We start from the raw sequence: 5713 nt of genomic DNA, 5'->3' as shown, positions 1-5713 counted from the left end.
GCAAATGGACACCGAAAACAGCTTGATCAAGACGGATACTCCAATAATACAGTTGCACTTTATGTCGAGATTTTCGATGAGCGATGGCGGCGGTGACTTGATGTTGTCGTCTCCATTGTGACCAGTCCCAGATGAAAGCAGCGGTTAATATCGGCCATGGTAAGAGGCTAGCAATCAGCCTACGGATTTCTGGCGTGGTCAATGTGTATTGCAGCCTCGTGACCATTCCACTGCCGTAGTGTGCTGCGGACTCGTTTTGTTCGGTTTACTAAAAGCCATACGGCGCTGATCGGCGCTCAAGCGTGTAAGAAATGCAGCGGCAGCCATGACCAAGCTCATGTGCCGATGCCATCCATGCCATGAGCGTGCCTCACAATGATCAAGCCCCAAATCATCCTTGGCGCGCAAAAAACATTCTTCAATGGTCCAACGCAGGCCCGCTGCAGCTGCCAGTTCCGGCAATGTCGTATTTGTTCGCGCGTATGCGAAGTAATACGAGATAGCCTCTGGGTCACGCAGGCTGCGACGGGCAAGCAGCCAGCCCGTAAAGCCTGCATCAGCTTTATGGTTGAGTGGCACGCGAGCCCAATTGTACAGCCTGGGACCCTTGGCACCCTCTCCGGCGCTCAGTGCCTGCCATTGCTCAGCAGGTAACTCATCAATCAATGTCGCAGGATCGGTTTGAACGAAATGCCACTCCTCGACAAAATGTAAGCAGTGGGTCGAACGTACGGCGAGAACATACTGCTGTTGTCGTCTTTCCACCATTCTGCGGAACTTGCTGTCTGACCCATAAACCGCATCTGCTAACACAAAGGCACAGGACGTCTCCTCATCAAGCAACCTTTCCACCATCTCGCAAGCAATCGCTGGCTTAGTGGCGAAAGCTATGTCTTGCGGCACATGCGCCTTGGCGCGGCGGTCTGGATCATGAGCCCAAGTCTTGGGCAGATGGAGCCGGCGATCAATCAATGCATGCCCCCAGCGGCTCGCATAACTCGCAAAAACGCCAATCTGGCAATTCTCGATCCGCCCTGCAGTCCCAGAATACTGTCGCGCCACAGCAGCAGAATGTTCGCCTTTCGTAAGAAACCTGGTCTCATCCACAACCAAAACGCCGTCTGGATCGCCCAGTGCCTCAAGAGCGCAATTCCGAATATGCGCACAGAGCGCTTCCGCCGACCAAGATGATCGGCCAAGCAGGGACTGGACGCGATAAGGCCGATCCAAGCCGGCCTCTTCTGCCAGCATCCAGCCAGTCTTTCGTTCCACACCGGAAAGGTGCCCGTCAATAAACGCGCCAGCAGTCACCCGCTGTTCTGACCGCTTGAAAGAGGGCGAAATAATCGCCTTCAACCTTGCAAGTTCATCCTGCCAATTTGAAAACACTGCATGCCCAATCTGACACCGACACAGCCCATTCCTCCAAAAAGAAACCTTTGGACAAAATGAATCAGAAAGTCAGTTCAAGCGCAACTGTAGTATTAAGCAGGCAGTGCTTCGCGGTTCCGCTCTGCCATCCAGTTCAATCCTATCATCAACACCATCACTGCCAAACTGATAACCTCCAACCACAGAATCTGTTGCAGCGTGCCGATACCGGCCGCCAGCACCACAAGCCGCGACACCCCGTTGATCCGTCCGAACAGATAACCCTCTAGTGCTGCCACGAAGCCGACACAGGTGAAAAAGGCCAGTACGCCACTCCAAAGCACGATAGGCACTGGTCCTCCAATGATTATTTCGGGGTTAAACACCATAAAAAGCGGGATGATGTAGAGGCCTTTGGCGAACTTCCAAGCCTGGAGACTTGTAGCAATCGGTGGACTCTTGGCGATCGCCGCTGCCGCAAAACCAGCCAAGGCGATAGGCGGTGTGACATTTGAGTCCTGCGAATACCAAAACACTACCAGATGAACAATCAAGAGAGGGATGCCGAACTCGGAACTCATAGCAGGGCCGACCAGGATGATCAGCACGATGTAGCTGGCCGTCACCGGTAGGCCGACGCCCAGGATCAAGCTGGCTATCATGACAATGAACAAGGCGAGTACGACATTGCCACCCGAGAATGTCATCATCAGGGCTGAGAACTTCAGCCCCAGTCCGGTCAGCCCTACAACGCCGACGATTATGCCCCCGATGGCGCAGGCAAGGCTAACGGTCAGTGCGTTCCTTACCCCCAGTTCGCAGGCTTCGACGGCCTTGTTCAGCCCAGCCTTCAGTACCAACGCCAGCGGCAGACGTTCATAGACGATTTCTTCCTTCACCGTGCCATTGGGATGCATGTGGTGAACACTAGTTGGTTCATTGCGCAACCATCCCCAAATATAGCGCAGAACAGCAACGGCAAGAATCGATAAAATGGCATAGAAACCGACCCGCATCGGCGACAAGCCAATGACCAGCAGAAATATTAACATGACGAGCGGTAGAAGAAAATGCCAGCCTTCTTTCATCACCGCGCGCACCGACGGCAAGTCTTTGGCCGGTATGCCGTGCATGTTTTGCTTCAGCGCAATAATATGGACGAAGAGATAGACAGTGAGCAAATATAGAAGCGCCGGATAGATGCTAACCTTGATGATTTCGACATAGGGAGTGCCAGTATATTCGGCGATCAGAAACGCACCCGCACCCATCAGAGGCGGGGTGATCTGGCCACCGGTGGAAGCTGCCGCCTCGACACCGCCGGCCTGGGCGGGCTTGTAACCTAGCCGCTTCATGAGCGGGATGGTGAAGGGGCCTGTCGTCGCGACATTGGCGATGGCGCTACCGGTAATCGAGCCCATGCTTGTAGACGCCAAAACCGCAGCTTTGGCTGGCCCTCCACGCTGGCGGCCGGTGGCGGCAAAGGAAAGATCGATAAAAAAGCGCCCCCCACCCGTCACTTCCAGCACTGCGCCGAACAAAACGAAAATAAAAACATAGGTCGCGGCGATCCCCAGCGGCAAACCGAAGATGCCTTCTTGTCCGAAATAGAGCTGAGACACCAACCGTTCGACCGAGGCGCCGCGATGAGACAAGATGCCGGGCATGAACTCCCCCAACCAGGGCAGCGCACCACGCGGACCGGCAAGAGCGTACAGTACGAAGATGAACCCGATCACGGTGATCCCCATGCCTACGACGCGACGGCTTGCTTCCAGCAGGGTAATGATCGCGAAGCTACCGACTATGATATCGGTTCGAGTCCAAAAGCCCGCCCGCGCGATGATCTCGTCCAGGTTGACGACTATGTAGAGGCCCGAGACAATAGCCGCAGTGAAAAAGGCTGCGTCGATCACCCAGCCCATCACACCGCGTTTGCAGTGCAGGCCGAAAGCTGGAAAGACGAGGAAAGCGACCATCATGATCAACATGAGGTGGATTGGGCGCTGATAGAACAAACCCATCGGCCGTATACCAGCGGCGTAGAGTTGAAAAACGCACAGTACGATCGACAGCAGGATGATCAGCTTCGCGATTGGCCAAGGCTGGGCCGGGATGATTCTGCCGGTAAGATCTTTATTAGCATCTGCGCAAATGGGTTCGGACTTTTCTTGCATCTGTTTCTCCTAGACACCACCCCGAAGGCGGTTACCGGCATTCTTCATTCACCCTTCTGTCAGCGTCATCTGACAGAAGGGTGATTGCGACCCGTTCCCCAGCGAAAATCTCGCTAAGATTGACCGTTGCAGAGCCGTAAGTCAGGCGATGGTTAATCTTCTGCCCGCCGATCCGTACGAACACACGATTACAAGGCATGACCTCGGCTATATCGACGATCCAGTCCTCATCAGTCGCGGAGCGCAATATTCGGCCACGCCCAAGAACCTCACCAAGTCCCGCGGCGGCGGGATCGTGCAGGAAACTGCGGTCGAGGAAAACGTGTCCGTCCATCGTTTGGAAGCAATCGGTTACGAGTCCTCCCGAAACAGAGTGCTGCCAGTGAAGACACCATTCGGTCTGCTCCAACAGGTCCGGCATGATGCTGTGTCCGCTTTGGCCGGTTATCAACAGACGGTCAGCTTGTGCTGACCCTGCGAGGAGGATGACCAGAGGAACCGCGCAGAGCCAGCTATTCAAGGAAGTAGCCGCGCCGGGATCTCAGCTCCGACCTCTTCGTAGTAGCGCCTTGCGCCAGGATGCAAAGGCACGGTGCTCGAAGCTAGCGAGAACTCTACAGTGGTTTCTTTGGCGGACGGGTGGACGGCCACGATTTCCTGCGTGTATTCGAACAGGACTCGGGTGATCTGGTAGGCCAGCTCCTCATCCATCGCATCGTTCACCAGCAGCATATTGGGAGTAGAGAACGTCAGAACGTCTTCATCTTGCCCGTCATAAGTCCCCGCCCGGAGCACATAGGGAGCAAACGCCGAGTCAGATTCAACGATACGGTCGACCTCTTCCTGGGTCAGTGGGAGAATTGAAATGTCTTGTCCCGCGGCAAGAGCGATCACCGAGCTTGCCGGCGGGGCTGCGAGAATGACGGCAGCATCCAGGCTTCCGTCGCGCATCGCATCCACGGACTCGGTGTAACTGAGGCGCTGCGCCCCGACTTCTTCATAAGTTATACCCTGAAGTTCGAGCATCCGCCGACTGGTCAGCTCAGTCGCTGATCCCGGCGCGCCAACGGAAAGCCTCTTGTTTCGAAGATCGTCGAGTGACTGGATGCCGCGCTCTTCCAAGACAGCAATCTGGACGACATTAGCGTAGAGAGCGCCCAGTGCAGCTATATTGTCGACGCGGCGCCCCTCAAAGGCGTCCAGTCCTTCGACCGCGTTCTTCACGGCGTCGGCCGCAGCGAGGATAATGTCGGTTTCCCCGCGGGTCAGCAGCGCGAGATTTTCAACGGATGCGGCTGTAACTTCGACCGTGACGCTGGTGCCCTCGATATGCCTCTCAATTACTTGTGCGAAGCCGCTCCCGTACGGGTAGTATGTGCCACCAGTTCCGCCAGTGGCGATCGAAAGCTCCTGCGCGGTTGCTGCTCCACTGAGCGCCACTATGGAACAAAATGCGAATGCTATCCGGTTCATTTTTCTCTCCCTATTGTTATTGAGGCAAACTACAAACAAATGCGCACTGCAGATACCTGAATGGCTTCGTTCAACACATATGTGTAACTCTCGACGTTGGTGCCTGCTGACCTGCCACGGGATTTTTCCTCCACTGTTGATTAGGGTCAGGATGCATTGATTTCTGCTGCGCCGCGTGATTCACGGCTCCGAAAACGGAGCGACGACATGAGCGATCTATACTGGCTGAGCGACACGCAGATGGCCAAGCTGGAACCCTTTTTCCCAAAGTCCCACGGCAAGCCTCGTGTGGACGGTAGGCGGGTGATGAGCGGCATAATATTCATCAACCGCAATGGCTTACGGTGGCGCGATGCGCCTGCAAAATATGGGCCTCACAAGACCCTTTATAGCCGATGGAAGCGATGGAGCGAGAAAGGCATCTTCGCGCGGATGCTTCTGGAACTGGCCAATCAGGGCGGCGGGAGTAATACGCTGATGATCGATGCGACGCATCTGAAGACGCACCGCACAGCCTCAAGCCTGGGGCTGAAAAAAGGGGGCGCGGCCGCCTGATCGGACGCACCAAGGGCGGGATGAACTCGAAACTGCACGTGGTAACAGACGCGGCTGGCCGCCCACTGCGGATGTTTCTGACGGCCGACCAGCGGAGCGTGTGTGGATGCCCCCTGTTTGGCAAGCATTATCTTTAT

At 55.6% G+C, this 5713-nt stretch carries 3 protein-coding genes and 2 pseudogenes; 1 reads left to right on the top strand and 4 read right to left on the bottom strand.

Going from position 1 to position 5713, the window contains the following annotated elements; genetic code table 11:
• Positions 1–198 precede the first annotated feature (198 nt).
• The 4 genes and pseudogenes from K7H22_RS19725 to K7H22_RS19710 all read right to left on the bottom strand — a co-directional run bounded on the left by K7H22_RS19725 (position 199) and on the right by K7H22_RS19710 (position 5021).
• A pseudogene (locus K7H22_RS19725) lies at positions 199–1414 on the bottom strand (IS701 family transposase).
• Between the two features lie 70 nt (positions 1415–1484).
• Positions 1485–3548, bottom strand: a complete 2064-nt coding sequence (locus tag K7H22_RS19720) for a TRAP transporter permease (protein ID WP_230802517.1) — start codon at positions 3546–3548, stop codon at positions 1485–1487.
• Positions 3549–3579: 31 nt separating this feature from the next.
• Positions 3580–3882 (bottom strand): hypothetical protein, encoded by a 303-nt coding sequence (locus tag K7H22_RS20310; RefSeq protein ID WP_419248202.1) that lies wholly within the window; start codon positions 3880–3882, stop codon positions 3580–3582.
• 182 nt (positions 3883–4064) lie between these two features.
• A complete protein-coding gene (locus tag K7H22_RS19710) occupies positions 4065–5021 on the bottom strand; it encodes a TAXI family TRAP transporter solute-binding subunit (protein WP_230802515.1) in 957 nt (318 codons plus the stop codon).
• Positions 5022–5228: 207 nt separating this feature from the next.
• Between K7H22_RS19710 and K7H22_RS19705 the strand changes: the two are divergent.
• Positions 5229–5713, top strand: a pseudogene (locus K7H22_RS19705) (IS5 family transposase); the annotation flags it as partial.

It is taken from the genome of Seohaeicola saemankumensis (genome assembly GCF_021021435.1).
In the GTDB taxonomy this organism is placed as follows: domain Bacteria; phylum Pseudomonadota; class Alphaproteobacteria; order Rhodobacterales; family Rhodobacteraceae; genus Seohaeicola.
The sequence above is the reverse complement of the archived record's forward strand: the minus strand, read 5'-3'. Positions and strand labels throughout refer to the sequence as shown.